The sequence below is a fragment of the Bartonella sp. ML70XJBT.G genome (assembly GCF_028618575.1).
In the GTDB taxonomy this organism is placed as follows: domain Bacteria; phylum Pseudomonadota; class Alphaproteobacteria; order Rhizobiales; family Rhizobiaceae; genus Bartonella.
Genome location: NZ_JAQITA010000078.1, coordinates 1 through 1,251, shown reverse-complemented (window position 1 = coordinate 1,251; position 1,251 = coordinate 1). Strand labels below are relative to the sequence as shown.

The window sequence follows — 1,251 nt, the reverse complement described above, 5'->3', positions numbered from 1 at the left end:
CCTAAAAAGCCCCACCAGCCCATGTTTGATGCTGTTTGCGTCGCTTTTTGGGCAGTGTTTTTTGCTCCCTTTAGGGCATTCTCAAGATTATCAGAGAGCGTTTCAGTCTGTTCTTCAAGGGCTTTTATCGCTTTTTGCGTTTTTTCCTCTGCTCTTTGATAAACATGAATGGCTTCGTTGGCTGCTGTTTGTGCATCGGCACGTGTCATGCCATCGTGCATAAGGGCATTGATAATATCGTTTTTATTAAACTTTGCAGTAAGGACTTCTATCCGATCAGAAAGGCGATCACCAAGATTTTTTAAGTAGGTGCGGTAATGAGAAGGGTCATTTTTAAAAGCTGTTATTGCAGTGCCAATGTCTTTTAAGGCGCCTTGATAGGAGTCTTTTAAGCGCTCAGGGTTGAGAGCAGGGATGTTGCTCTTGTTGAGAAGTGTATGCAACTCATTGCCCAGTTTATCAAAATTGATACTGCTGTCGCTGTTTTTGACCAAAAACTTTTCCAAGTTTTCGCCCTTGAAATTTGTCAGCAGGGGAGCAATCTTTGTTTTGAAACTGTCCACGGTTTGTTGAAGTGTGGAGCTGTTTTCTAGAGCTGTTTTAGCACCTATTTTTGCTGTGCTTGAAACTACGTGGATGGCTTGAAGGGTCATCAGCAGTGTTATCAGAGCCCAAGTGAGAAAGCCATGCAGTGTTCCTGAGGATTCAGCAAAACGCCCAGCAACAAAACCTCCCAAGGCAAGGCTGATGAGTGTTACGATAAGAGATCCTATGCCAAAAGAGAGGAAAGAGCCCTCAAACGAGCTTGAAGAAGTGAAATCCATTTGCCCTAATCCTAATGCTGCCACCAGAAAAGAGAGGCAGATTGATGTGGCAAGAGCTGTCACCAGTCCAGCAAAGATTGCAGACCATGAAATGGGTGGTTGGAAAAAAGGATATTCTGTCTCTAGGGATGTTTCTCCTAGAAAATGCGTATCGAAGGGTGTGTTTTCAGGAATGCGGGTTTCCATGTTTTTATCTCCTTGAATGATGCTGGAGATAGAATGCTTGCTGATCCATTATGTTCCCAAAAAGACGGATTTGCATCTCCAATGGGCAAAAAAACCGGAAAAAGACACGGATTGTTGTGCTGAGACTGTTGTGCTTTAAGATGCTGTGATAATCCATCTTCAGATGGTGAAAAGTGTTTTTGGGCGATTTCCAAACGAGAGCTTGTTTATAGGGATTTTGCTGATTGGTGAGAGAAATATC

Annotated in this window: 1 protein-coding gene; it reads right to left on the bottom strand. The window is 43.2% G+C overall.

The features are described from left to right. Positions 1 to 1,010, bottom strand: a 1,010-nt coding sequence (locus PVV64_RS10375; RefSeq protein WP_273760905.1) for a TIGR04086 family membrane protein, incomplete at its 3' end; no start/stop codon positions are given. Positions 1,011 to 1,251: the final 241 nt, after the last annotated feature.